This is a genomic window from Agromyces humi, from assembly GCF_009720255.1.
GTDB classification, from domain to species: domain Bacteria; phylum Actinomycetota; class Actinomycetes; order Actinomycetales; family Microbacteriaceae; genus Agromyces; species Agromyces humi.
The window spans coordinates 1-575 of record NZ_WJSP02000774.1 but is presented as its reverse complement, the minus strand read 5'-3'; the positions used below and the strand labels follow the sequence as shown (position 1 = coordinate 575).

At 66.3% G+C, this 575-nt stretch carries 1 pseudogene; it reads right to left on the bottom strand.

The annotated features are described in order from the left end of the window. Positions 1 to 575, bottom strand: a pseudogene (locus GH736_RS24110) (hypothetical protein); the annotation flags it as partial.

The window sequence follows — 575 nt, the reverse complement described above, 5'->3', positions numbered from 1 at the left end:
CCTCCACCGCGGCATTGCCGGCACGCTCGCCGATGCCATTGACCGTGGCTTCCACCTGCCGCGCGCCGGCCATGATGGCAGAGAGCGTGTTGGCCACGGCGAGGCCCAGATCATTGTGACAATGGGTGGAAAAGATCGCCTGATCGGCGTTCGGCACGCGGGTGATCACGTCGCGGAACATGGCGCCATAGGTTTCCGGCGTCGCATAACCCACCGTGTCGGGCAGGTTGATGGTGGTGGCACCCGAGCGAATCGCCACTTCCACCGCCCGGCACAGGAAATCGGGATCAGAGCGCGTTGCGTCCTCCGCCGACCATTCGACATCCGGGCACAGGTTGCGGGCGAGACCGACGGAGAAGCGGATCGCCTCCAGTACCTCTTCCGGCGACTTGTTCAGTTTCACCTTCATGTGCAGCGGCGAGGTGGCGATGAAGGTGTGGATGCGCGGGTTGCGGGCGCCCTTCAACGCCGCCCAGGCGCGTTCGATGTCGGCCGCCCCGGCGCGCGCCAGGCTGGCGACGATGGCCTTGTCGCAGATGTTGGCGACCGCCTGCACGGCCTCGAAATCGCCTTCG